19 protein-coding genes, 1 pseudogene and 1 riboswitch are annotated in these 23,971 nt (G+C 67.1%); of the genes and pseudogenes, 14 read left to right on the top strand and 6 right to left on the bottom strand.

The genetic code is table 11. The features are described from left to right. Nucleotides 1-19 precede the first annotated feature (19 nt). Complete coding sequence (locus ABD301_RS28230) at nt 20-931, bottom strand: LLM class flavin-dependent oxidoreductase (RefSeq protein WP_344313411.1); 912 nt, start codon at nt 929-931, stop codon at nt 20-22. Nucleotides 932-1,084: 153 nt separating this feature from the next. On the opposite strand from ABD301_RS28230, the gene ABD301_RS28225 reads away from it, so the two are divergent. After that, nucleotides 1,085-1,408: a hypothetical protein gene (locus tag ABD301_RS28225; RefSeq protein WP_163571659.1), complete on the top strand. Its 324-nt coding sequence runs from the start codon at nt 1,085-1,087 to the stop codon at nt 1,406-1,408. 266 nt (nt 1,409-1,674) lie between these two features. Next, the gene (ileS, locus tag ABD301_RS28220) at nt 1,675-4,812 is read left to right on the top strand and encodes an isoleucine--tRNA ligase (protein ID WP_344313583.1); all 3,138 of its coding nucleotides are present in this window, start codon (nt 1,675-1,677) and stop codon (nt 4,810-4,812) included. Nucleotides 4,813-4,894: 82 nt separating this feature from the next. On the opposite strand, the gene ABD301_RS28215 is transcribed toward ileS, so the two are convergent. From ABD301_RS28215 to ABD301_RS28205, 3 genes are all read right to left on the bottom strand, one after another. After that, nucleotides 4,895-5,887 carry a hypothetical protein gene (locus tag ABD301_RS28215; protein ID WP_344313410.1) on the bottom strand — a complete coding sequence of 331 codons (993 nt, stop codon included), beginning with the start codon at nt 5,885-5,887 and terminating at the stop codon, nt 4,895-4,897. Nucleotides 5,888-5,993: 106 nt separating this feature from the next. Beyond that, nucleotides 5,994-6,947 carry a hypothetical protein gene (locus ABD301_RS28210; protein ID WP_344313409.1) on the bottom strand — a complete coding sequence of 318 codons (954 nt, stop codon included), beginning with the start codon at nt 6,945-6,947 and terminating at the stop codon, nt 5,994-5,996. An 84-nt stretch (nt 6,948-7,031) separates the two neighbouring features. Next, nucleotides 7,032-8,006 carry a hypothetical protein gene (locus tag ABD301_RS28205; protein WP_279582022.1) on the bottom strand — a complete coding sequence of 325 codons (975 nt, stop codon included), beginning with the start codon at nt 8,004-8,006 and terminating at the stop codon, nt 7,032-7,034. A gap of 283 nt (nt 8,007-8,289) precedes the next feature. Between ABD301_RS28205 and ABD301_RS28200 the strand changes: the two genes are divergently transcribed. The 10 genes from ABD301_RS28200 to proB all read left to right on the top strand — a co-directional run bounded on the left by ABD301_RS28200 (nt 8,290) and on the right by proB (nt 20,632). Further along, complete coding sequence (locus ABD301_RS28200) at nt 8,290-10,239, top strand: TIGR03960 family B12-binding radical SAM protein (protein WP_344313408.1); 1,950 nt, start codon at nt 8,290-8,292, stop codon at nt 10,237-10,239. 77 nt (nt 10,240-10,316) lie between these two features. Beyond that, entirely contained in the window at nt 10,317-11,225 is a 909-nt protein-coding gene (locus ABD301_RS28195) for a TIGR03936 family radical SAM-associated protein (protein ID WP_344313407.1), read from the top strand. 147 nt (nt 11,226-11,372) lie between these two features. Next, a complete protein-coding gene (locus ABD301_RS28190; RefSeq protein WP_344313406.1) occupies nt 11,373-14,231 on the top strand; it encodes an Rne/Rng family ribonuclease in 2,859 nt (952 codons plus the stop codon). Nucleotides 14,232-14,449: 218 nt separating this feature from the next. After that, nucleotides 14,450-15,610 carry a hypothetical protein gene (locus ABD301_RS28185; RefSeq protein WP_344313405.1) on the top strand — a complete coding sequence of 387 codons (1,161 nt, stop codon included), beginning with the start codon at nt 14,450-14,452 and terminating at the stop codon, nt 15,608-15,610. A gap of 48 nt (nt 15,611-15,658) precedes the next feature. Beyond that, nucleotides 15,659-15,748, top strand: a riboswitch (TPP riboswitch). Next, a complete protein-coding gene (gene thiD / locus ABD301_RS28180) occupies nt 15,741-16,541 on the top strand; it encodes a bifunctional hydroxymethylpyrimidine kinase/phosphomethylpyrimidine kinase (RefSeq protein WP_344313404.1) in 801 nt (266 codons plus the stop codon). It overlaps the preceding riboswitch by 8 nt. Further along, nucleotides 16,541-17,218, top strand: coding sequence for a TenA family protein (locus ABD301_RS28175; protein WP_344313403.1), 678 nt, complete (start codon nt 16,541-16,543; stop codon nt 17,216-17,218). Before thiD ends, ABD301_RS28175 begins: the two co-directional genes overlap by 1 nt. 181 nt (nt 17,219-17,399) lie before the next feature. Further along, nucleotides 17,400-17,726: a 50S ribosomal protein L21 gene (gene rplU / locus ABD301_RS28170; protein WP_163573661.1), complete on the top strand. Its 327-nt coding sequence runs from the start codon at nt 17,400-17,402 to the stop codon at nt 17,724-17,726. 12 nt (nt 17,727-17,738) lie between these two features. Then, nucleotides 17,739-17,996 (top strand): 50S ribosomal protein L27, encoded by a 258-nt coding sequence (rpmA, locus tag ABD301_RS28165; RefSeq protein ID WP_163573660.1) that lies wholly within the window; start codon nt 17,739-17,741, stop codon nt 17,994-17,996. A 90-nt stretch (nt 17,997-18,086) separates the two neighbouring features. Continuing rightward, nucleotides 18,087-19,529, top strand: a complete 1,443-nt coding sequence (gene obgE, locus ABD301_RS28160) for a GTPase ObgE (protein ID WP_344313402.1) — start codon at nt 18,087-18,089, stop codon at nt 19,527-19,529. Then, complete coding sequence (gene proB / locus ABD301_RS28155; protein ID WP_425551990.1) at nt 19,526-20,632, top strand: glutamate 5-kinase; 1,107 nt, start codon at nt 19,526-19,528, stop codon at nt 20,630-20,632. Before obgE ends, proB begins: the two co-directional genes overlap by 4 nt. A 96-nt stretch (nt 20,633-20,728) precedes the next feature. Here proB and ABD301_RS28150 read toward each other — a convergent pair whose 3' ends face one another. After that, nucleotides 20,729-21,970 (bottom strand): HNH endonuclease, encoded by a 1,242-nt coding sequence (locus ABD301_RS28150; protein WP_344313401.1) that lies wholly within the window; start codon nt 21,968-21,970, stop codon nt 20,729-20,731. A gap of 200 nt (nt 21,971-22,170) precedes the next feature. Here ABD301_RS28150 and ABD301_RS42560 point away from each other — a divergent pair. Beyond that, nucleotides 22,171-22,400, top strand: a pseudogene (locus tag ABD301_RS42560) (epoxide hydrolase N-terminal domain-containing protein); the annotation flags it as partial. Between the two features lie 69 nt (nt 22,401-22,469). Here ABD301_RS42560 and ABD301_RS28145 read toward each other — a convergent pair. Next, nucleotides 22,470-23,339 (bottom strand): alpha/beta fold hydrolase, encoded by an 870-nt coding sequence (locus tag ABD301_RS28145; RefSeq protein ID WP_163573658.1) that lies wholly within the window; start codon nt 23,337-23,339, stop codon nt 22,470-22,472. Between the two features lie 102 nt (nt 23,340-23,441). Here ABD301_RS28145 and ABD301_RS28140 point away from each other — a divergent pair, with 102 nt between their 5' ends. Continuing rightward, nucleotides 23,442-23,738 carry a hypothetical protein gene (locus ABD301_RS28140; RefSeq protein ID WP_163573657.1) on the top strand — a complete coding sequence of 99 codons (297 nt, stop codon included), beginning with the start codon at nt 23,442-23,444 and terminating at the stop codon, nt 23,736-23,738. Nucleotides 23,739-23,971 lie beyond the last annotated feature (233 nt).

The raw sequence follows: 23,971 nt of genomic DNA, 5'->3' as shown, positions 1-23,971 counted from the left end.
GACCGGACCAGGCCACCGGCTAGGAAAGCAGCGCGTAACCCTCGGCGAGCTGTTCGGCCTGCCGGAGCCAGTCTCCTGACGCGAGCCCCATCACGACCCGGTGCGCTCCGGCCTCGGCGAAGGCGGCCAGCCGATCGGCGATCTGGGCGGGGCCGCCGGTGAGGGGGATCTTTGGCGCCTCATCAGGGGCGATGCCGTACGCCTGCACGAGGCGGTCGGTCATGGCCTCGACCGGGATGTCGGCGCCGGCCAGGACGGCGGGGCCGCCGACGGTGATCAGCGGCATCGGGCGGCCCTGCTCGGCGGACATCTCGCGGAGTTTCGCGGCGCCGCGGATGACGGTGGACAGTGGCATCGACGAAGGGAACCACTCATCCGCGTACGCGAGAGTGCGGCGCAGGGTGGGAGCGGCGTCGGTGCCGCCGATCAGGATGGTGGGAACGGTGCTCGCGGGCGCGAGCGTCATCTCGGGGGAGTCGGGGCCGATTCGGGTTGGTTTGCCGGCGATCAGGTCGGGGAGGACTTCCAGGATCGCGTTCGTACGCCTGCCTCGTTCGGTGGCCGGGATGCCGACAGCTGGCCAGATCGGGGCGCTGGGGAAGCCACCGGAGCCGACGCCGAGCAGGATCCGGTCACCGGAGACCTGTTGCAGGCTCGCCAGCATGGCCGCGGAGGCGGCGGCTGGGCGCAGGGCCAGCGTGTACGTCCCGAAGCCGAGCCGGATGCGCTCGGTCGCCGCGGCGGCCGCGGCGAGCACGATCGGTGCGTCGAGTGCGTGATTGCCGCTTCCGAGCACCATATCGGCCGCCCACGCCGATTCGAGGCCGAGTCGCTCCACATGGCGGGCCGCGGCGCCGATACCGCCGACGCGGGCGAGGTCCTCCGGTTTCGTGATGATCGGCAGCGAGACGCCGAGTTTCAAAGCAGTCATGAGATGGACGGTAGAACCTCAACATTAGTTGATGTCAAGGAGCTGACATTCGTCACCTTTCGGCGGGGACATTTCTAACGTTGTAAATCACCTCGCCGATTTGTACGATCCTAAAGAAATGCATGTCTCGTAAGGAAAACGAGAGGACCCAAAATGCGGGTGAAAGCGATACTGGTGGCCGGCATCGCCGCGGTGGCGCTGACCGGGCTGGCGGCGCCGGCGACAGCCTCGGTGCGTACGGCCGCGCAGCAGCCTTCGGACGGATGGGCCGCGGATTTCCTCAGCCAGACTGACATTTACGGCGGGGTGCCGTACGACTCGGCCAAGGTCGGGGTCGGCACCCCGGGCGACCAGGTGCGGGTGACCTGTCACACCAAGGCCGGCTGGTTGTCGATCACCGACACCACCACCGCGGTCAGCGGTTTTGTCGACCCGCGCTACCTGAAGGTCTACGGCTTCCCCTTCGAGTGCCCGTGACGACGGCGGGGAATATTCGCTGTACGCGGTTCGCTACTCTGTACGCATAGGCATCGACCCGGCCATCACCGGCGAGCCTCCGGAAGAACGGGACGGTTGTCCTTAGTAGAACCGGACGGGACGGCCCGTCACAGCCGACCGGAGTGGGCGCTCGATGCCGCGGCCAGCGGCGGGTGGGGGCCAAGCGAGGTGGTACCGCGGTGGCGCGCAACGGCGCCGTCGTCCTCGCGTACGAGTGTGAAGTACGCGAGGAGAGCGAGCACCCGATGGCCTATCCGCAGCATCGAAAAGATCAGGGTGTGGCGGCCTCCCCGTCGTTCCCGGACCTGGAGAACGAGGTCCTGGACGGCTGGGACACCGACGGCACCTTCCAGGCCAGCATCGACCAGCGGCCGGCCGGCGACAAAGGCGCCAACGAGTTCGTCTTCTACGACGGGCCGCCGTTCGCGAACGGCCTGCCGCACTACGGCCATTTGCTGACCGGGTATGTGAAAGACCTGGTCCCGCGCTATCAGACGATGCGTGGCAAGCAGGTCGAGCGGCGGTTCGGGTGGGACACCCACGGGCTGCCGGCCGAGGTGGAGACCGAGAAACAGCTCGGCATCACCACCAAATCCGAGATCGTCACGCTCGGGATCGACAAGTTCAACGCGGCCACTCGTGAGTCGGTGCTGCGCTACACCCACGAGTGGGAGCGGTATGTGCGCCGCCAGGCCCGCTGGGTGGACTTCGAGAACGACTACAAGACGCTTGACCTGCCTTTCATGGAAAGCGTCATGTGGGCTTTCAAGTCGCTCTTCGACAAAGGCCTGATCTACGAAGGTTTCAAGGTGCTGCCGTATTGCTGGCGCTGCGAAACCCCGTTGTCCAACAACGAGATCAAGATGGACGACACGTACCGGGACCGGCAGGACCCGGCCGCGACCGTGTGGATGGAGCTCGAGGACACCGGCGAGCGGCTGCTGACCTGGACGACGATGCCGTGGACCGTCGTGCCCAACAGCAATATCGTGGTGGATAACGACGTCGACTACGCCGTGCTGGAGCTGGACGGACACAAGTACGTCCTGGCCGACGCACGGGTTGCCGCGTACGAGAAGGAACTCGGCGCGGCTGTGCGGGTCGACACCATCAAGGGCAGCGCGCTGGTCGGCCGCAAATACAAGCCGGCTTTCGAATTCCTGGTGGAAACGTACGCGGACGTGCCGGCGGCTTTCACCGTGCTGGCCGGAGATTTCGTGTCCACTGAGGACGGCACGGGACTGGTCGAGGTCAGCGGCGCACACGGTGAGGACGACTTCACCATCACCACCGCTGCCGGTGTGCCGACCGTCCTGACTGTCGACGACCGGACCAGGTTCACCTCGATCGCGCCGCGTTTTGAGGGCCTGCAGGTTTTTGAGGCCAACCGGCCGATCCTGCGCGAGTTGCGGGACCGCGGTCACCTGCTGCGCGAAGAGTCGTACGTCCACTCGTACCCGCACTGCTGGCGTTGCGACACTCCGCTGGTTTACAAGGCGCTGTCGTCGTGGTTCGTCAGCGTGACCAAGTTCAAGGCCCGCGCGGTCGAGCTGAACGAGCAGATCACCTGGACACCGGAACACGTCAAGCACGGTTCTTTCGGGAAATGGCTGGAGAACGCGATCGACTGGCCGATCTCGCGCAACCGGTTCTGGGGTTCGCCGATCCCGGTCTGGAAATCCGACGACGAGAACTACCCACGCATGGACGTGTACGGCTCGCTGGACGATCTGGAGCGTGATTTTGGCGTCCGGCCCGATGATCTGCACCGCCCGACGATCGACGACCTGACCCGGCCGAACCCGGACGACCCGACTGGGAAGTCCACCATGCGCCGGGTGCCGGAGGTTTTGGACTGCTGGTTCGAATCCGGCTCGATGCCGTTCGCCCAGGTGCACTATCCGTTCGAGAACGCGGAGTGGTTCGAGAACCACTTTCCCGGCGATTTCATCGTCGAATACATCGGGCAGACCCGGGCCTGGTTCTATTTCATGCAGATCATCGCGACCGCGCTGTTCGATCGGCCGGCCTTCCTGACCGCGATCAGCCACGGCATCGTGCTGGGCGACGACGGACGCAAGATGTCCAAGAGCCTGCGCAACTATCCGGACGTGTACGAGATGTTCAACGCGTACGGTTCGGATGCGATGCGCTGGTCGTTGATGTCCTCGCCGATCCTGCGCGGTGGCGACATGTCGGTCAGCGAGTCGGTGATCCGGGACGCCGTCCGGCAGGCCATCAACCCGCTGTGGAACGCCTGGTATTTCTTCGGCCTTTACGCCAATGCCGCGAAATACGAGGCGAAATGGCGGACCGACTCCGACAACGTGCTGGACCGGTACGTGCTCGCCAAGCTGTCCGACGCGGTGACCTCGGTGACCGCCACCATGGACGCGTACGACATCTCCGGTGCCTGCGCGTCGGTACGTTCTTTCCTCGACGTGCTGACAAACTGGTATGTCCGGCGCTCACGCGATCGGTTCTGGAACGAGGACGCGGACGCTTTTGACACGCTCTACACGGTGTTGGAGGTGCTGAGCCGTACGGCCGCACCGCTGCTGCCGATGGTCACCGAGGAGGTCTGGCGTGGCCTGACCGGCAACCGGTCGGTGCACCTGACCGACTGGCCGGACGCCGCGAGCCTGCCGGCGGATGCCGCTCTGGTGGCCAGCATGGACGAGGTGCGGGCGGTCTGCTCGGCGGCGCTTTCGCTGCGCAAGGCCGGCAAACTCCGGGTCCGGCTGCCGCTGAGCAAACTGACCGTGGCGGTCGCCGACGCGCAGGCGCTGGCGCCCTTCAAGGACCTGATCGCCGATGAGGTCAACGTCAAGGAGGTCGTGCTCACCACCGACGTGGCCGGCTACTGCGAACGGGTGTTGTCGCTGGTGCCACGCGTTTTGGGGCCACGGCTCGGAAAGAATGTGCAGCAGGTGATCAAGGCGGTGAAGGCCGGCGACTGGGCGGTGGCCGATGGCAAGGTGACCGCCGGGGGAGTCGAGCTGGTGGAGGGCGAGTACGAGCTTCGGCTCGTACCGACCAATACCAGCGACACCGCTTCCTCGGCCGCGCTCCCGGGCGACGCCGGAGTTGTCGTGCTGGCCACCGAAGTGACGCCGGAGCTGGCCGCGGAAGGTCTCGCGAAGGACGTGGTCCGGGCGGTGCAGCAGGCCCGCAAGGACGCTGGGCTCGATGTCGCGGACCGGATCGACCTGACCGTCGAGCCGTCCAATGAGGACGTACGAACCGCTGTGGAGGCGTACCGGGATCTGGTGACGGCTGAGACTTTGGCCACCACGCTCGGATTCGGCACGCTCAGCGGTGACGTGCCGGCCACCGAGGTGGCCGGTGGCTCGGTCCGGATCGCGGTCGCCAAAGCCAGCTGACGGCAGCGACAAAGCTTGACAGTAAAAGAAGAACCGGCCGTCGGAGCGATCCGACGGCCGGTTCTTCGTTGTCAGGAAAGGATCAGACCGTCCGGTTGAGGGTGCTCCTGGCGAGGTCGGTGATGCCTTTCTGGTGCGCGTCGTCCTGGTTGGTCGCGTTGCTGGAGTCGCCGCCGACCGCGAAATACTCCACGTGGGTCACCATGTTGCCGTCCAGGACGTAGATGTGCAGGGCGCTGCTGCTGGACTTGAAGCCGACCGCCTGTTGCCCGATGCCGTTGACGTTGATCGCCGGCCCGTAGACGCTGCTGCCGGAGGACTTCTCCGAGTTGAAGTCCCGCAGGGCCGCACCGGTCGGGTCGTCGCCGGTCTGGATGTCCATCTCGACGGTGACCTCGGCCTGCAACTGCCCCTTGACGTAGTACGCGTGGCAGCTGGTGCTGGACAGGGTCGAGTACTTGTTCACCTCGGGCTTGGGGTTCGGGCTCTTGCTGCTGTCCGGGCTCAGCCCAAAGGTGCTGGCGAAGGTGGACAGGTCGGCCGGCGCGCAGCCGTCGCTGGGCACCTTGTGGGTGGAACCAGCCGGCGCGTTCGCTCCGCTGCCGCCGGCCGCGCCGCTGGAACCGCCGCTCGCGCCGCCACTGCCGGCCGGCGCCGGCGCGTTGCTGCTGCCGGCGGTGGTCGTGGTCGAACCCGGCTTGAGCTTGAGGTACGCGAAGACGCCGACGCCGCCGAGACAGAGCACCAGCACGACCACACCGGCGACGATGCCGATGATCAGGCCCGTCTTGGACTTCTGCGGTGGCGGCGGCGGAGGCGGCGTGCCAAAGCCGGGAGGGCCGTATCCGGGCGGAGCCGAGTTCGGGTCGCCGTAGCCGGGCGGGCCGGAGGCGGGGTCGCCACCGTACGTCGGCTGGCCATACCCCTGGTCATATCCCGGCTGCTGGCCGTAGCCGGGGTCGCCGTAGCCGCCCTGCGGGCCGCCGTAGGTCGGGTCGCCGCCCTGCTGGCCGCCGCCCTGCTGGCCGTAGCCGCCCTGCTGCCCGTAACCGGGATCTCCGTAATTTCCTGACACGATATAACCCTTCACTTGCTGTTCGTTCGAGCCCGTCTGCGGCCTGAATTATGTCCACCGCTGGCCACCGGTTAGATCCCCTATTGATGCCAACCGGCCGATCGCGCTATTTCGCCGTCCGGGTCATCGCGGTGCGGGCCAGCGTGACCAGTGCGTTTTCGTGTGGAGTCTGCTGGGCAGCGTCGTCGGAGTCGGCGCCCACCCCGAAATACTCCGCGTCGAAGACGGCATTGCCATCCAATACGTAAAGAACGAGCCGGCCGGAGCTGGTTTTGTATTTCATCGCCTTGTCGCCGAGGCCGGTCACCGCCGTACCAGCGCCGTAAACGGAGTTGCTGGAGGAGAGCTCGGAGTTGTAGTCGCTGGTGGCGTCGCCCGCGGCGGCGGAACCCCCATGGAAGTTGATGTCCATCGACACGTCGGCGTCCAGCTCACCCTTGACGTACGAGCCCTTGCAGGTGGTCCCCTGCGTGTTGCCGTAGTTGTTCAGGTCGGGTTTGGGGTTCGGGCTCGTCGACGTGTCCTTGGTGAGCCCGAAGGTGGCCGCGAAGGCGTCGAAATCCGCCGGTGCGCAGCCGTCGGTGGGGGCGGTGTGCTGGTGGCCGGTGGCCACGGTGGTTCCGCCGCCGGGCCGGAGCAGGAAATACCCGCCGACGGCACCGATGCAGAGCAGCAGCACGAGGACTCCCGCGACAATGCCGATGATCAGCCCGGTGCTGGACCTCTTCTGCACTGGCGGCGCGGGATAGCCGGGCTGCCCGAACGGCGGCTGGCCGTACCCGGGCGGGCCGGACGCGGGTTGGCCGTACCCCGGCGGGCCGGACGCGGGCTGGCCGTAGCCAGGCGGCCCTGAGGCGGGTTGGCCGTATCCAGGCGGGCCGGAGGCCTGAGCAGGCTGGCCATATCCGCCCGGCTGGGCGTACGTGGTGGGATCCTGCGGCTGCTGCTCGCCGTAGGACTCGCCGGGCACGTCGAAGCCTTCCAACCGGTATTCGGTGGGGCCTGGATCGTTGCCGTACGGGTCCTTCCGGTACGGGTCACCGCCGGGGGGCGTGGACATCGGATCCCTTCCTTGGCAGATGGCTCGGGGCTGCGCCGAGACCGAGACAGTACATTCGCCGCACCCGTCGCGCGCGCTGGCCGGTCAGCTGGCGGTTCGGGTCAGGGCGGTGTTCGCCAGCGTCTTCAACGCGGTCACCACGCTGTCCTTGGACACGCTGGAGGCGGCTGAGCCGTAGCCGAACCACTCAGCGTCGACCACCACGTTGGCGTCCACCGCGTAGATCTCCATCCGGCCGCTGCTGGTGGTGACCAGGATGGCCTGGCTGCCCACTCCGCTGATCGTCTCGACCTGATATTTGAGCTGGTTGGCGACGGTTTGCTCGCTGCTCAGGTCCTGCACCGCGCCAGCGTTGTCGGAGGCGAACTCCATGTTGAGCTCGATATCGGCGATGACGTGGGTGTTGCCGCTGCCCTTCTCGTACTGCGCGCTGCACTTGGACGAGCCGCTGCTGACCGACTGTTCCGGCTGTGGCTTGTCGGGGGAAGTACCGAGCCCGAAGGTGTTCTGGATGGTCAGCAGATCCGCCGGGCCGCAGCCGGTGGTCGGCACCTTGTGGGTGGCCTGGTTGCCGCCGGTGCCCGTACCGGTCGAGGTGCCGCCGGCGTTGCCGGTGCTGTTCGTGGTGCTGGACGGCGTCGGCGCCGGTGTCCCGCGGAACACCACGAAGTAGCCCACGGTCCCGGCCCCGACGCAGAGCAACAGGGCGGCTACGCCGGCGACCAGCCCGATGATCAGGCCGGTGTTGGACTTCTTTGGCGGCGGTGGCGGCGCGTAGCCGGGCTCGCCGAACGCTGGCTGGCCGTATCCGGGCGGAGCCGACGCCGGGCCGTACCCGGGGGGCGCGGATGCGGGCTGCTGGTAGCCCGGCTGAGACTGGTAACCAGGCTGGCCCTGACCTGGATATCCCGACTGCGTCGGGTCGCCGTAACCTGTTCCGGTCACCGGATCCTGGTACGCGCCAGGCGTGCCGCCAGGCACGTCGTAGCCCTCCAGGCGGTATTCGGTTCGGTTGGGCTCGCCGTACGGCTCGTTCCCCCCGCCGTTGGGCGTGGACATCGGTTCCCCTTTACTCACCGTGAGGGCGGGCGCAGACGAGACGCCGCCGCCGAAACATCGGCTCCTATCCTGGCAGAGGGCGTCATGCACGAGCGTTTAGGGCAGGCGTACGGGCAGTGTAAATGTCCTTCACGGTCCGAAGAAGCCGATTTCCCGCCGGTCGATGTGTCGCCAGCGTCACGGTCACGGCGAGTGATGTGACGCTCTGTCGCTGATGGCAGTGCGGAGCGTACCGGCTGTGCGCTGGTCGGCAATGCCGATGCCGGCCGGTACCCTGGTTAACGTGACTACCAGCCCGACCACCGATGCGCAGCTGTCCGTCTTCGGCGCGCTCGAACCGCTGCTTGCCCGCGTTCAGAAACCCATCCAGTATGTGGGTGGGGAACAGGGCGCGACCAGCAAACCTTGGGAGTCGGCCGCGGTCCGCTGGGCGCTGATGTATCCGGACGCGTACGAGGTGGGCCTGCCCAACCAGGGCATCCAGATCCTCTACGAGATCCTGAACGAGCAGCCGGACGTGCTGGCCGAGCGGACGTACTCGGTCTGGCCCGACCTGGAAGCGTTGATGCGTGAGCACGGCGTCCCGCAGTTCACCGTCGACATGCACCGCCCGGTCAGCGCCTTCGACGTTTTCGGGGTGTCCTTCTCCACCGAGCTGGGCTATACCAACATGCTCACCGCGCTGGACCTGGCCGGCATCCCGCTGCACGCCGCCTACCGCGGGCTGGAGCACCCGGTGGTGCTCGCCGGCGGGCACGCGGCTTTCAACCCGGAGCCGATCGCCGACTTCATCGACGCCGCCGTGCTTGGCGACGGCGAGGAGGCCGTCCTGGAGATCACCGCGATCGTCCGGGACTGGAAGGCGCAGGGCAGGCCGGGCGGACGCGACGAGCTGCTGATGCGGCTGGCCCGTACCGAAACGGTCTACGTGCCCCGATTCTACGACGTGGAGTATGCCGAGAACGGCGAGATCTACCGGGTCGCGCCGAACCGTCCGGGCGTCCCGCATCGGGTTTACAAGCGCACCACGATGGACCTGGACGCGTGGCCGTATCCGAAGACTCCGCTGGTTCCGCTGGCCGAGACCGTGCACGAGCGGGCCAGCGTGGAGATCTTCCGCGGCTGCACGCGGGGTTGCCGGTTCTGTCAGGCCGGCATGATCACCCGGCCGGTCCGGGAGCGGTCCATCACCGGCATCGGCGAGATGGTCCAACAGAGCCTCAAGTCCAGTGGTTTCGAGGAGGTCGGGCTGCTGTCGCTGTCGTCCGCCGACCACTCCGAGATCAACGAGATCGTCACCGGGCTCGCCGACCGGTACGAGGGCACCACCACCTCGCTGTCGCTGCCATCGACCCGCGTCGACGCCTTCAACGTGACGTTGGCGAACGAACTTTCCCGCAATGGCCGGCGTTCCGGGCTGACCTTCGCACCGGAAGGCGGCAGCGAGCGGCTCCGCCAGGTGATCAACAAGATGGTGTCCAAAGAGGACCTCATCCGTACGGTCACCACCGCGTACGAGAACGGCTGGCGGCAGGTGAAGCTCTACTTCATGTGCGGGCTGCCCACAGAAACCACCGAAGACGTGCTGGAAATCGCCGAAATGGCGCACGACGTCATCCGAGCTGGCCGCAAAGCGACCGGACGAAGCGATATCCGTTGCACAGTCTCGATTGGTGGGTTCGTACCCAAGCCGCACACTCCTTTCCAGTGGGCTTCGCAAACCGATCCCGAGACCATCGACGAGCGTCTTTTGGCTCTGCGCAAGGCGATCAATGCCGACCGGTCGCTCGGCAAAGCGATCGGATATCGGTACCACGACGGCAAGCCCAGCCAGATCGAGGGTCTGCTGTCCCGTGGCGACCGCCGCATCGGCCGGGTCATCGAGAGCGTGTGGCGCGGCGGCGGCCGATTCGACGGGTGGAGCGAGCATTTCTCGTACGAACGGTGGGTGGATGCCTGTGCCGCCGAGCTGCCCGCTTTTGGGCTGGATCTGGCCTGGTTCACCACCCGTGAGCGCGGCGAGAACGAGGTTCTTCCGTGGGATCACCTCGATTCTGGGCTGGACCGGACGTGGCTGTGGGAGGACTGGCAGGACGCCCTGAAGGAATATGAGGTCGAGGACTGCCGATGGACCCCGTGCTACGACTGCGGGGTGTGTCCGACAATGGGAACCGATATTCAGATCGGTCCTACGGGTCGTACGCTGCTGCCCCTCTCGGTCGTGAAGCCTTAGTTTTTGCTTTGGGCATAGCGAAAAAGTAGGGGTGGAGTTTCGTCGAGTGCGGGACTTTGTGCCGCGGTCGACGTCGAGTGTGGGGTTTTGTCCCGCACTCGACGCTGGACGTGCTAGCGGCAGGGGAACCGGACCTCTTCGGGCGCAACGACAGGGGAAGCAGTTACGCTGGCGGCGACTGGGCCACCCTGTGTGAGGAGGACGTTCTGCCGCGTACACCTGACGGGCCACCGCCGCCACCGGCTGTGCAGAAGCTGCGCATCCGGTACGCGAAGCGCGGTCGGCTTCGGTTCACTTCGCATCGGGACATCGCGCGTGCCTTTGAGCGGGCGTTGCGGCGGGCCGCGGTGCCGATCGCCTATTCGGCGGGGTTCACGCCGCATCCGAAGGTGTCGTGGATGGGTGCCGCGCCGACCGGGATGGCGAGCGAGGCCGAGTACGTGGAGATCGGGGTGACCCGGCCGTTGGAGCCGGCGGAGTTGGCGGCGGCGCTGGATGCGGCGTTGCCGCCGGGGATCGACGTGACCGCGGCGGCGGTGTTCGACGCGGCGGCCGGGGACCGGCCGTTGGCCGAGCAGTTGGACGCCTCGCGGTGGCGGATGGAGCTGATGGATCTGTCGGCCGACGCCGGGCAGCAGCTGTTGGAGACCTTCCTCGCGGCCGCCGAGGTGCCGGTGAGCAAACTCACCAAGTCGGGTCGCAAGACCGTTGACGCTCGTGCCGCGGTCGTACGAGCGAGCGCTGCCGGCGCGCCGCTCGAGCGGGGCTCCGGCGCGTCTGTAGCGGGTAACGGCACCGAGTATGCGATACTGGACGTCGTCGTAAGGCATGTGACGCCGGCCGTACGACCCGATGACATTCTCACCGGCATGTGCGCAGCGGCCAACCTGTCGCCGCCGTCGTCCGTTCGGATGACGCGGCTGGCGCAGGGGACGCTGACCGCGGCCGGAGACCTGGTTGAGCCATTGGCCACCGACCGGGGCTGAGTGATGTGGTCGGGGTGCTGTTCTTTTTCAGTGCCACCACGAGACTTGAGCGGTCCACCAGGTGGGTCGCCTAACTGAAGTAGCAAGTGACACGCCCCTGAGCGGCTGCGTCGGACGCGCCCGGGGGCGGGATGGAGATATGCCTGCATGCCAACAAGGAAGCGCAGCGGCTCGTCGGCTGACGAAGCCGCCAGAGACGCTGCCGCGAACGCTGACTCGCCGACCGAGGATTCGGTAAGCAAGCCAGCCAAGACCACCCGACCACGCAAGACCGCCCGGGCCAAGGCGGCTCCGAAGGCTGCCGTCGATCCGGACGTGCCAGCCATCACACCGGCCGACCCAGCCGCCGAGGCGCCGGTCAAGAAGACCACGCGCCGGCGTACGACCAAGAAGGCCGCCGCCCCGGCGGTCGAGCCGGTCGACACCGTCGAGGCGGTTGCCGCGGTCGCTGATCCAGTGGTCGCTGAGGCCGTGGTGGAGGCGCCGCCGGCACCGCGCAAGCGGACTCGCCGGGCCGCGACCCGGGCCGCCGCCCCACCCGTTGAGCTACCGGTCGAGCCGGTCGTCGAGCCGCCTGCGGAGGTGGCCAGCCAGCCACCCGAGCTGACGCTGGTGCCGGAGCTGCCGACCATCTTCGGTGAGCCGGTTGTCGAGCCAGCGCCACGCAGCAGCCGGAGCCGGCCGCCGCGCAAGGCCGCGCTCGCGCCGCCGATGGCGCTGTTCGTGGCGCCGACCCTGCTGCCCGAGCCGCTCCCGATGGAGCCGGCTGTGGTCGAGGCGCCAGCCGACGAAGAGGTCGAAGAAGAGACCGCCGAGGCGGTCGAGGACGAGGCTGCCGCGGAGTCCGCCGAAGACGATGGCGACGGGTCGGCCGAGAGCCGGCGCCGCCGCCGGGGCCGTCGTGGCCGTGGCCGCGGCCGGGGTGGTGCCGACGGCACCGACGACACCGCCGCCGATGCTGAGCCCGCCGCTGAAGACACGGCGAAAACGCAGGTCAGCGACGAGGCGGAAGAGACAGAAGAAGCCGAAGACAGTGCAGTTGAGGACGGCGCCGCCGAAGGTGCTGGCGATGCCACCCGTCGGCGTCGTCGCCGCCGGCGCCGGGGCGGCGCCGAGGGTGCCGACGACCAGGCCGACGATGAGTCGGTGCCGACTGAGGTGCACGTCAGAGCACCTCGTACGGAGTCCAAGGCGGAACCGGAGAAGCACGTCGAGGACGACGGTGTCCGCGGTGTCCGCGGCTCGACCCGGCTGGAGGCCAAGCGCCAGCGCCGCCGGGATGGCCGGGACCAGGGCCGCCGCCGCCCGCCGGTGCTCACCGAGGCCGAGTTCCTGGCGCGCCGGGAAGCCGTCGCGCGAACCATGGTCGTACGCCAGCGTGGCGAGCGCACCCAGATCGCGGTTCTTGAGGACGGCGTGCTGGTCGAGCACTACGTGACCAAGGCGTCCTCCACGTCGTACGCGGGCAATGTCTATCTCGGCCGCGTGCAGAACGTGCTGCCGAGCATGGAGGCGGCGTTCGTCGACATCGGTAAGGGACGCAACGCGGTGCTCTACGCCGGCGAGGTCAACTGGGACCTGGCCGGCATGGACGGCAAGCCGCGCAAGATCGAGCAGGCCCTCAAGTCCGGCGACGCGGTGCTCGTCCAGGTCACCAAGGACCCGGTCGGTCACAAGGGCGCCCGGCTGACCTCGCAGGTGAGCCTGCCCGGTCGTTTCCTGGTGTACGTGCCGGAAAATGAGATGACCGGGATCAGTCGTAAGCTGCCGGACAACGAGCGCAAGCGGCTGAAGACGGTCCTGAAGAAGGTTGTCCCGGAAAACGCCGGCGTCATCGTGCGTACGGCCGCCGAGGGTGCCAGCGAGGAGGAGCTGCGCGGCGACGTGGCCCGGCTGGAAGCCCAGTGGCAGGCGATCGTCAAGGCCCAGCAGGCCGCCGGCTCCAACGCGCCGACGCTGCTTTACGGCGAGCCTGACCTGGTGATCCGCGTCATTCGCGACATCTTCAACGAGGACTTCGCGTCGCTGGTGGTCTCCGGTGACGGCGGCAACGATGACGCTTGGGAGACCGTGCGTGAGTACGTCGGGCACGTCTCGCCGGATCTGGTCGAGCGACTTTCCCACCACACCGGCGAAAAAGACGTGTTCACCGAATATCGGGTGGACGAGCAGCTGGCCAAGGCGCTGGACCGCAAGGTCTGGTTGCCGTCCGGCGGTTCGCTGGTCATCGACCGCACTGAGGCGATGACGGTCGTCGACGTGAACACCGGCCGGTTTACCGGCCAGGGCGGCAACCTTGAGGAGACCGTCACCAGGAACAACCTGGAGGCGGCCGAGGAGATCGTCCGGCAGCTGCGGCTGCGGGACATCGGCGGCATGATCGTCGTCGACTTCATCGACATGGTCCTGGAAAGCAACCGTGAGCTGGTCCTTCGCCGGCTGACCGAGTGCCTGGGCCGGGATCGTACGAAACACCAGGTCGCTGAGGTCACGTCGCTGGGTCTGGTCCAGATGACCCGCAAGCGGGTCGGCCAGGGTCTGTTGGAGGCCTTCAGCGAGACCTGCGAGCACTGCCACGGTCGCGGGTTGATCATCCACACTGAGCCGATCGAGCACCACCAAGGTGGCGGTCAGCAGCAGCAACAGCAACGGCAGCAGCCGGAGGAGTCGACCGGCGGTGGGCGGCGCAAGCGCAACCGCGGCCGGTCCGGTTCGCCGGCGGCTCACGACGAGTCGTCGAACGGCGTGGTGACGGCGGACGAGCTGTCCACCGAGGACGACGACACTGTTTTGGCCACCACAGCTGAGGCTGGTGCGGTTGCCGAAGCCGTGCGGGACGCTGAGCCGGTGTCCGCCCAGCCAGCTCCGGAGGTTCCGGCCGTCGAAGCTGTTGTTGTGGAGGCCGCTGAGCCGGTCGCGGCGGCGCCGCAGGGGACCCGTCCTCGGCGGGCTCGTCGGGCCGCCTCTCGACCCGCCGGTCCGCCACCGGTGCCGGTCGGCAGCTGACAGTTCGAAGAACGCCCCTTTCTCGCACTTCGGGAAAGGGGCGTTTTGCTGTGTTCGTACGGCCGGATGGTGACAGTCCCGCAAGACCGTTTGGTTTTCGCGCCCAGATCGCCTTGGCTCAGCGGCCAGATCGTGGTTGGCTGCCCGCTGTAGCGTGAAACAACCAGCCCTGGAGCCCGCCGATGTCTCAGGATTCCTTTACGTCAACGGAAAACCCGGTGACCAGGAGGCGGTTGATCACGGCCGCCGCGGCGGCCGGTGGCGCGGTGCTGGGAGCCACCGCCGTGCCAGCGCCGGCGGCGGCCGCTGACCCGAGCTTGTATTCGGTCGCGCTGGACAGCTTTCCGGGTGCCACCGACGACGCGAAACTGGACTCGGCGTTGAGTTATGTGGCCACGCAGACGTACAAGCCGACCATTCAGCTCGGCACCCGGCAGACTACTTTCGGCAAAACCAGGCTGCTTTTCGACGGTTTCAGCATCAGTGGGCCGGCCGGGGTGGGCACCGAGTTCAGCTTCACGAACAAGGTGAAGATCAGTACACCCGGCACCGGCTGGCTGGATGTGCCGGCGCCCAAGGTCAGGGGCATTTATATCGGCGGGCTCTGTTTTGAAGGTGACTCGAACACGACTTTTTTCGTCGACCACGACAACAATGGGCCGGTGCTGTGGGCGTCCACCATTCGTGATGTGGGATTCAATCTCTTCAGACATGTCATCTGGGGTGCTCACGATGCCGTCACTTTCGACGGTTTCTGGGACGTGAACAACTGCTACGACACCGAGTTCAAGCTGTGGGGATCGGACAGCAACTACTTCACCAACGGGTTGCTGATCGATTCCCCGAACACCGGCACCGGCAACCGCTATCACGTGTGGGCGCCCTGGCTCGGTAAGACGACCTTCGGACCGATGTTCATCACCGGCAAGGCGAACACTACGCCGATGCGCATTGACGGCGGTCGCGGAATTGTCGTACAAGCGGCACGTTTCGAGGCGCAGCAAGGAAATCCAACGCTCGGATCGCAGCTGCTGATCACCGGCGGCACCTTCGTACGGATCCGCGACCCGTGGTTCTTCAACGGCATGTCGGCGGCTGGCTCGACCGGCCACAGCACTCCGGCGTACGACAAGGGAATCGTCACCATCACCGGCGGCTCGAATATCGTGATCGACGGCGCGATGTTCAGCGACGGCGACGGTAACCAGACGGGTGCGACAGCAGCCGGCACCCCGCACGTCTACGTCGGCGGTGGCACCGGAGTCCGCCTTCGCAACCTGCAGGCCTCGACCTCGGACCAACTGAGGGTCGTACGAGCGGCAACGGTCAACGCGTCCGCGATCGTCACCGACCCGGACGTGACCGTGACGGTCGGCTGACGTGCGCACCACTCGCCACCGATCCACTGCGTGAGATAGCGTGGGGACGGAGTGACGGCGGGGTGCCGCGAGGCTGAGATCACACCCGTCGAACCTGATCTAGTTAAGACTAGCGAAGGGACCGTCGCGAGTGATTCCGCATGTGTTGACGATCGCCGGCACCGATCCCAGTGGTGGCGCCGGCATCCAAGCCGATCTGAAGACGTTTTCCGCGCTGGGCGGTTACGGCATGGGCGTGGTGACCGCCGTGGTCGCGCAGAACACCCAGGGCGTCAGGGGAATTCACCCCATTCCGGCGGCTTTCATCGGCGAGCAGCTGGATGCCGTTTTTGATGACGTACGGGTAGATGCCGTGAAAACCGGCATGCTGGGTGACGCCGACGTAATCCGTACGGTCGCCGCCGCGATTGCCAAACACCGGCCGAAATACGTGGTCGTTGACCCGGTTATGGTGGCCAAGAGCGGGCACCGGCTGTTGCCGGCCGACGCGGTGACGGCGCTGCGCGAGGAGTTGTTCCCGCTGGCGGACCTGATCACGCCGAACCTGCCGGAGGCAGCGGATCTGTTGGCCGAGAAGGAGGCCGTCGACTTGCTGGAGATGCATTTCCAGGCTGGGCGGCTGCGGGCGTACGGTCCGGCCGTGCTGCTCAAGGGTGGACATTTGGCGGGGGACGAGAGCATTGACATCCTGCTGGACGACGAGCCGATCGAGTTTTTCGCGCCACGGGTGAGAACTCGGAACACGCATGGCACCGGGTGCACTCTTTCGGCCGCGTTGGCCACCCTGCGGCCAACGCGTCCTGACTGGGTTTGCACTGTCAGGGACGCGAAAAACTATCTGACCGGGGCGCTGGCGGCGGCCGACCGGCTGGACATCGGCACCGGGCACGGGCCGCCGCACCATTTCCACGCGATGTGGAAGGACCAGTAGTGACCGATTTCTGCCCTCAGGTGTGGGAAAAGATCCAGCCGCTGCTGAAGGCGACGCTGGATCATCCGTTCAACCGCGAGTTGTCCGCGGGCACCCTTTCCGCCGATATCTTTCGCTTCTATCTCATTCAGGACGCCCGCTATCTCGCCGACTTCTCCCGCGCGCTGGCCCATGCGGCGGCGATCGCTCCTGACCCGGACGACGCGGCCTTCCTCGCCGGCAGTTCGGCGAACGTCATCACCGTCGAGCGCGGCCTGCACGAGCGGTATCTCGCGCGCTACGAGGGGGTCGACAACGTCCCGACCTCGCCGAGCGCGACGGCGTACAACAACCATCTGCTGGCGGCCGCGCAACGCGGTGGCTTCGGGCTGATGATGGCGACGGTGTTGCCGTGCTTCTGGATCTATGAGTACGTCGGGCGGGCCATCCACGCCGAGCAGAGCGGCGCGCCGAACCCGTATGGCGAGTGGATCCAGACGTACGCGGATGACGGTTTCAGCCAGTCGGTGGCGCGGGCCAAGGACATCGCCGACCGGGCGGCCGCGTCGGCCAGTGCGTACGAGCGGGCGGCTATGGTGGAAGCGTTCGTCCGCTCGGCTGAGTACGAGTGGATGTTCTGGGACTCCGCTTACCGCCAGGAAGTCTGGCCGACGGCCGGATTCGCCATCCAGGAGTGAGTTTGACCGCACTCGCGGCACAGACGTACCCTCGATGGCTGGTGCGCCGAGAGCACGCCGTAAGATGTAACGCAGTCATGTGTGCCGGCCAACTTTGGTCCGGAGCGCACGCCATCAGGGACCGCGAGCGTGGATAGCCACTGCTTGCGGAGCGAGCAGCGGTGAGGAGCACGACGTCGAGATGTACGCCATCGTCAAGACCGGCGGCAAGCAGTACAAGGTCGCCGAGGGGGATGTGATCGAGGTCGAGAAGCTCGTGGCCGCGCCCGGTGAGGCCGTCACTCTGCCGGCCCTGCTGGTGGTGGACGGCGAGGGTGACTCGCTCACCGTCACCCACGACTCGGACGCGCTTGCCGGCTACACGGTCAGCGCCGAGGTCGTCGGCCACGGCCGTGGCCCGAAGATCAAGATCCACAAGTTCAAGAACAAGACCGGCTACCACAAGCGCCAGGGTCACCGCCAGCACCTCACCCAGGTGAAGGTGACCGGGATCGCGACCGGAAAGTAGGAGTTAGCAGATATGGCGCACAAGAAAGGCGCATCGTCCTCGCGCAACGGTCGCGACTCGAACGCGCAGCGACTTGGGGTGAAGCGGTTCGGTGGCCAGCTGGTCAATGCCGGCGAGATCATCGTCCGCCAGCGGGGCACCCATTTCCACCCGGGGGACCTGGTCGGTCGCGGTAAGGACGACACTCTGTTCGCGCTTGCCGGCGGTCACGTGTTGTTCGGTCAGAAGCGCGGTCGCAAGACCGTGAACATCGTGCCGCCGGCCGAATAGGCGCGCTGGCACACAGACACACTTCTGCGAGGCGGGCCGGAGCTGATCCGGCCCGCCTCGTTGGTGTTCAAAGAAAGTAAGGAGTTCGACGTGGCAGCATCCGGCGGTCATTTTGTCGACCGCGTCGTGCTGCACGTCGCGGCCGGAGCGGGCGGGCATGGCTGTGCTTCGGTGCACCGGGAGAAGTTCAAGCCGCTCGGCGGCCCGGACGGCGGCGATGGCGGGCGCGGCGGCGATGTCGTGTTGGTCGTCGACGACGGCGTACACACGCTGCTCGACTTCCACTTCCGCCCACACGCGACCGCCGGCAACGGCAAGCCCGGCATGGGCAGCAACCGAGACGGCGCCAACGGCGGCGACCTGCTGCTCAAGGTGCCGGACGGCACTGTCGTGCAGGACGCCGATGGTACGGAGCTGGCCGACCTGGTCGGGGTCGGCACCAGGTTCGTGATCGCCCAAGGCGGACGCGGCGGTTTGGGTAACGCGGCTCTGGCATCTGCCCGCCGGAAGGCGCCCGGGTTCGCGCTGCTCGGCGAGCCGGGTGACGCGCTGGACATCGTGCTGGAGCTCAAAAGCGTCGCCGACGTGGGCCTGGTCGGCTTCCCGTCGGCCGGCAAATCGTCGCTGATCGCGTCGCTTTCGGCGGCCCGGCCGAAGATCGCCGACTACCCGTTCACCACGCTCGTACCGAACCTCGGGGTGGTGAGCGCCGGCGAGCAGGTCTTCACCATCGCCGACGTGCCCGGGCTGATTCCCGGCGCCGCGCAGGGCAAGGGTCTCGGGATGCAGTTCCTGCGGCACATCGAGCGTTGTGCGGTGCTCGTACACGTCGTCGACCTCGCCACCGAGGAGCCGGGTCGTGACCCGATGGCTGACATCGACGCGCTTGAGGCGGAGCTGGCCGAATACGGCGGCCTGGCCGAGCGGCCGCGGATGGTGGTGCTGAACAAGATCGACATCCCGCATGGCCGTGAGTTGGCGGACCTGGTCGAGGACGATCTGAAGGGCCGTGGCTGGCCGATCCTCCGGATCAGCGCGGTCACCCGCGAGGGGCTGCGGGAACTGTCGTTCGCGCTGGCCCGAGTCGTCGTCGAGGACCGCGCCGGCCGGCCGCCGGCGGAACCTGCCCGGGTGGTCATCCGGCCGAAGGCGGTCGACGACAGTGGCTTCACTGTCGAACAGGACAAGGAAAACGAGGGAGCTTTCGTCGTACGTGGCGGCCGCCCTGAGCGGTGGATCCGGCAGACCGACTTCACCAACGCCGAGGCAGTCGGCTACCTCGCCGACCGCCTCGCCCGGCTCGGCGTCGAGGACGCGCTGGCCAAGGCCGGTGCGGTGCCCGGCGCGGGGGTCACCATCGGCCCGGTCACCTTCGACTGGGAGCCGGTCGGGACGGAGCTGGTGCTCGGTCGGCGCGGCGAGGACAACCGGCTGGACCGCTCCAACCGGCCCGGCGCGTCCGCCCGACTGGCCGCCAAGAAAGCCCGGCGCTCGCACACCGACGACGAGTGGTCTGACGAGGACGAAGAGTGACATCTGTCGCTCGGGTCGCGGTCGCCCACGCCGACCGCATGGTCGTGAAGGTCGGCTCGTCGTCACTGACCGACAAACCCACCGGTCTCGCGACCGACCGGCTGGACGCGTTGGTCGAGGCGATCTCGGCCCGCCGGCTGTCCGGCCGGCAGGTCGTTCTGGTGTCGTCCGGTGCGATCGCCGCTGGCCTCGCGCCGCTGCGGCTGCGCCGCCGGCCCCGCGACCTCGCCACCCAGCAGGCCGCCGCGAGTGTCGGGCAGTCACTGCTGGTGCACGCGTACGCGCTCTCCTTCGCCCGCTACGGCCTGACCGTTGGTCAGGTGCTGCTCACCGCCGAGGACCTGATCCGCCGCTCGCACTACCGCAATGCCCAGCGAAACCTGGAAAGACTGCTCGACCTCGGCGTGGTTCCCATTGTGAACGAGAACGACGCGGTCGCCACCGCCGAGATTCGCTTCGGTGACAACGATCGGCTGGCCGCGCTGGTCGCCCACGTGCTGCACGCCGACGCTCTGGTTCTGTTGTCCGACGTGGACGGTCTCTACGACGGCGACCCGCGCCGGCCGGGTGCGCAACTGGTGCCGCAGGTGGCCGGCGCCGACGATCTCGCGGGCGTACAGGCGGGCCGGTCCGGCAGCGGTGTGGGCACCGGCGGGATGGCCAGCAAGGTGGACGCGGCGACGGTGGCCACGTCCGCCGGCGTACACGTCGTGCTGGCCTCGGCTCCGAACGCCGCTGCGGCGATGGCCGGCGCGCAAGTCGGCACCTGGTTCACCCCGACCGGCCGCCGGCTGCCGACCCGGCTGCTCTGGCTCAAACACGCGTCGACGCCACACGGCCGGCTGACCCTGGACGCCGGCGCGGTCGCCGCCGTGGTCGAGCGGCGGCTGTCGCTGCTGTCTGTCGGCGTCACCGCCGTCGAGGGCGAATTCGAGGCCGGCGACCCGGTCGACGTGTGCGATCCGGCCGGTCACGCCGTGGCTCGCGGCCTCGTGGCGTACGCGGCCGATGAGCTCCCACCACTGCTCGGCCGAGCCACCCACGACCTCTCAGACCGCTATCGCCGCGAAGTCATCCACCGCGACGACCTCGTTTTGCTCTAGGTTCTCGGGTTCAGGTCTGCTGAGAAGAATGGGGCGATGGCCTGGGCAGGGTTGTGGGCCGCCGGGTGGTGGTGCCCGGCGGCCGGGTGGATTTTTCTATGCGGCGAGCTGGTTAATCCCGCGGATGGGTCTTCGTTCGCGGTCAACGTACGCGGGTCGCAGGAATTCAACAATTCCGTCAACAATGCGTACGTCCCAGCCGCCGTGGTGCACTAAACGATGGCACCGGTCGCACAGGAGCACGCAATTTTCAAGACAGGTATGCCCACCATCGGCCCAGTGGGAAATGTGATGCCCCCGCGTCCAGCGAGGTGGTCGCCCGCACCTGGCGCAGCCTTTGTCTCGCGCTATCAAGGCTTTGCGTAGGGCTGGTGTGATGAGTCGTTCGTTGCGTCCGACATCAAGGGGCACGCTGTTGCTGCCCAGCACCATCGGGATGATGTCCGCGTCACAAGCCAGCCGCCGGACGCCTTCTGGGGAAATAGGTGCGCCGCTGTGTGGGTACGCGATACCGAGGCGGTCTCGGAGCATGTCCCAGCTGATGGTGATGGTGAGATGCGGCCGCTCGGCACCCTCGATCGGGAGTTTCCCGGAGTCCGCGATCAGATTCAACGCCTCCGCTAGCGCGTCCCCGTTGCGTTCGGACACTGACCGCTGGTCAGGGGTGCCGTTCTCAGCCGGGCGGGGTTTGGCCAGGGGACTGAGGATCTCACTAAAGAGCGTGCCGGTTTCACTGTCGAAGGAACCGCTGAAGTTCAGGCGTCCGTCTGTCCCGGTGTGGAGGGATAGTTCGCGGCGTGGTTTCTCGTTTTCGTGTTCGGAGGGCGCTGGTCCGTCGGGGTCCAGGTGGTCATGGATGCGTCGCCCGACTTTGGCTAAGCCGGGTGCGGTGTACCGTTTCGCATGTTCCACCAGCGAAGCTTCGGCTTCCTCACGGTCCTTGATGTTTACCCTGGCCGGGAGCCTGTTCACGACCCCAACAATGGTGTCGATCTGGGAGTCGGCGAGTTCCCCTCGGCGCATCGCCTCACTCGCGATACTGAGTGTGGGTGCGAGTGTTTCCCCGGTGAGGGCTTGGCTGGGGCACAGGTTCAGGGCCCGTTTGTAGCGGCGGGATGCCTCTGTGGGAGACAGTCGAAGGAGGTCTTGCAGCATTCCCAGGGTGTTGCGGTGCCCGAGCGTCTTGCCGACGTTTCCTCGGTGGATCGCCGCGACAATATCCAGCACTTCGACCTGCAGCAGTCGGACCGCTTTTTCTTTCTCCTGCAGCAACTCACCCAACTCGTCCGGCTCAAACCTCCAGAGCTCTGGAGCAGTGAGGTCATCGCCGGCGGCCATGACACTAATTCTACCGCTGCTACCGACAATATGATCGTGTACGGGTAATTAGGAAATGGATACTTTCACAATAATCCCAACGAAACATAGAGCGCGCGCGTTCGCGAGCCCCCGCATCCGTGGCGCGAAGTCGACATCTGATCACCGCCAGTCTTCGGGCCGCATCGGTGTCACGCCCCGAAAGGGAGGGGAGAATTCACATGACGCGGGTACGTCCTTTTTGTAGTGAGACAACCGAAGAGGCGCTCACTGATCTGCAGGGCCGATTGGCCAGAACGGGGTTCGCGTCGGCGTTTTCCGGCGTTGAGTGGACGTACGGCACGCCGCCGGCCTATCTCGCCGAGTTGCTGGATTACTGGCGGACGAGTTTGACTGGCGCGCGGCCGAGAAGCGACTCAACGAGATGCCGCAGTTCCTCCCTGAGGTCGACGGCCACACCGTTCTTTCGTCCGTTGCGCGCCAGCTGATCAAGATCAACTTCTCGTTCCGGCGGCGGGAGTCAGGGGCGCGGGGCGGCGTTGGTGGCGATGGCGTCGATGATTGTCGGGTACGCGTGTGGTGGGAGGTCGTGGCCCATGTCGGGGATGCCGACGAAGGTCGCGCCGGGGATCGCGGCGGCGGTGGCGCGGCCGCCGCTGATGTTGACCAGCGGGTCGGCTTCGCCGTGGACGATGGTGGTCGGCACTCGTACGCTGGCCAGGGCGGCCGTACGGTCCGGGGCCGTGACGATGGCGGCGAGCTGGCGGGCCAGGCCGGCCGGCTGGTGTGAGCGGTCGTAGCTGGCGCTTGCCGCGGCCCGCAGCGTCTCTTCTGAGGCACCCGTCGACCCGATGAACCGCTGCATCGCGACCGCACCCGCGATCGCCGCCTCTCGGGTTGGCGCCGCCGGCATCGGCGCGGCGAGCACGGCCGCGATGTCCGGGCGAGCCTGGCCGACCGACGGGTCGCCGGTGGTGGACATGATCGAGACCAGCGACAACACCCGTTCGGGATGGTCGATGACGAGCTGCTGGGCGATCATCCCGCCCATCGACGCGCCGGCGATGTGCGCCTTCTCGATGTCCAACGCATCGAGCAAACCGGCTGCGTCATCCGACATCGCGGACAACGGGTAGGGAGCGGTAGCCGTACGAGCGAAGAGCTCGGCGATCGGCGGCGCCGGCTCGTCGTCGAAGGTGGTGGACAGGCCCGAGTCGCGGTTGTCGAAGCGGATCACGTGGAAACCGCGCGCAGCCAGCAGCTCGCAGAACTCCGTCGGCCAAGTGGTCAGCTGCCCACCCAGTCCCATGATGAGCAGCATCGCCGGATCGGCCGCATCGCCGTGGGTCTCGTACTCCAGCTCGATGCCGTTCGCCTTCGCGCGGGCCATGTTTCCTCCAAGATGTTGGCTTCCCCAAGTTAACCTGACGCTGGATCGATAAGGCGCGTTATGCCGGCGTACGACCGGCGGCGGTGAGGCACTGTTGAGGATATGAATGCTCCGCGAACGCAGTGCCCGGTCTGCGCTGGCACCGGCCGCCCCGGGGTGGTCGGCGTCGAGAAGGTGACCTTCGGCCCGCGCAAACTCCTCGGCGCGCCAGCGCCCACGATGACCCCGCTCGTCGACTCGGTCGGCGGCATTCCGTACGTCGGCACCGGCCTCCGGCTGCGCCGCGCCACCCCGGCCACCGGCGCTTTCTGCTCCGACCACGCCCCTGAAGCCCGCCGCCTCGCCGCGGACGGGCTGACACTCGCGGCTGCCGTTCGGCGTCTCACCCGCGCTGACTGACCTGGTTGGCTCTCGTTGGGGGGCCTGGGTTGACGGTGTTTGCGGGGCCCGGTTGAGGGCGGTGTGGGGGCTGGGGAGGTGAGGGTCCTGGTTAAAGGCGGTGTTTGCAGTGGAGGTGAGCGCCCTGGTTGAAAGCGGTGTTTGCTGCGGAGATGAGCGCCCTGGTTAAGGGCGTTTTCTGCGAGGGTGCGGCGTCTCGTCTACCAGCCATCGGAAAATCCCGCCCCCGCCAC

Origin of the sequence: Fodinicola feengrottensis, assembly GCF_039530045.1 — a bacterium.
In the GTDB taxonomy this organism is placed as follows: Bacteria; Actinomycetota; Actinomycetes; order Mycobacteriales; family HKI-0501; genus Fodinicola; species Fodinicola feengrottensis.
Note: the sequence above shows the minus strand (reverse complement) of the source record. Positions and strands in the feature narration are given on the sequence as shown.

Bases quoted from the DNA above. Each gene is read 5' to 3' on its own strand.
- ABD301_RS28230 (WP_344313411.1), bottom strand. From the start codon at position 931: ATGACTGCTTTGAAACTCGGCGTCTCGCTGCCGATCATCACGAAACCG.
- ABD301_RS28225 (WP_163571659.1), top strand. From the start codon at position 1,085: ATGCGGGTGAAAGCGATACTGGTGGCCGGCATCGCCGCGGTGGCGCTG.
- ileS (WP_344313583.1), top strand. From the start codon at position 1,675: ATGGCCTATCCGCAGCATCGAAAAGATCAGGGTGTGGCGGCCTCCCCG.
- ABD301_RS28210 (WP_344313409.1), bottom strand. From the start codon at position 6,947: ATGTCCACGCCCCCCGGCGGTGACCCGTACCGGAAGGACCCGTACGGC.
- ABD301_RS28205 (WP_279582022.1), bottom strand. From the start codon at position 8,006: ATGTCCACGCCCAACGGCGGGGGGAACGAGCCGTACGGCGAGCCCAAC.
- ABD301_RS28190 (WP_344313406.1), top strand. From the start codon at position 11,373: ATGCCAACAAGGAAGCGCAGCGGCTCGTCGGCTGACGAAGCCGCCAGA.
- rplU (WP_163573661.1), top strand. From the start codon at position 17,400: ATGTACGCCATCGTCAAGACCGGCGGCAAGCAGTACAAGGTCGCCGAG.
- rpmA (WP_163573660.1), top strand. From the start codon at position 17,739: ATGGCGCACAAGAAAGGCGCATCGTCCTCGCGCAACGGTCGCGACTCG.
- ABD301_RS28150 (WP_344313401.1), bottom strand. From the start codon at position 21,970: ATGGCCGCCGGCGATGACCTCACTGCTCCAGAGCTCTGGAGGTTTGAG.
- ABD301_RS28145 (WP_163573658.1), bottom strand. From the start codon at position 23,339: ATGGCCCGCGCGAAGGCGAACGGCATCGAGCTGGAGTACGAGACCCAC.
- ABD301_RS28140 (WP_163573657.1), top strand. From the start codon at position 23,442: ATGAATGCTCCGCGAACGCAGTGCCCGGTCTGCGCTGGCACCGGCCGC.